Genomic DNA, 544 nt, shown 5'->3' on the forward strand with positions numbered 1-544 from the left:
AAGCGCAGCATGTTCGATACGGCAATCAGCAACAGCACCACGCCCGTGGTCTTGGCGGCATGGGTCAGGGCGCGGCGGAACTTGGTCCACGTCATGGAGCGATAGACCAGCACCGTGAGGCACAGGGAATACGCAACCGCGATGGCGGCGGCTTCGGTGGCGGTGGCAATACCCATGGCCACGCACACCAGGATCAGCGCGATCACCATCAGGCCCGGTACCGCGCCCACAAAGGCGCGTGCAACGGCAACCCAGCCGGGAAAGGGCGGCAGCTCGGTCGAGCCGTCGGCACGGCGCGGGAATCCGTAGCGCTTGGCTTGCCAGTAGGCGGCAATCAGCACGAAGCCCATGACCCATAGCACCGGCAGCAGCCCCGAGAACAGCAGGTCGCCAATCGACACGCCGCTTACCTGCTGGCCGTTGAGCGAGCCCACGATGCCCTGCGCCGCAAAGGCGTAGATGATCATGTTGGTGGAGGTCGGCATGAGCGCGCCGGCCAGCGAGGCATGCGTGGTCACGTTCACGGCGTAGGCTGCGCTGTAAC

Annotated in this window: 1 protein-coding gene; it reads right to left on the bottom strand. The window is 65.6% G+C overall.

Annotated elements, in window-relative coordinates; all coding sequences use genetic code 11:
- Positions 1–544 (bottom strand): TRAP transporter large permease subunit (locus tag D1614_RS28705; RefSeq protein ID WP_119440536.1); only part of this gene is annotated, 544 nt, incomplete at both ends.

Origin of the sequence: Maribellus luteus, assembly GCF_003576475.1 — a bacterium.
Taxonomy (GTDB): Bacteria; Bacteroidota; Bacteroidia; order Bacteroidales; family Prolixibacteraceae; genus Draconibacterium; species Draconibacterium luteum.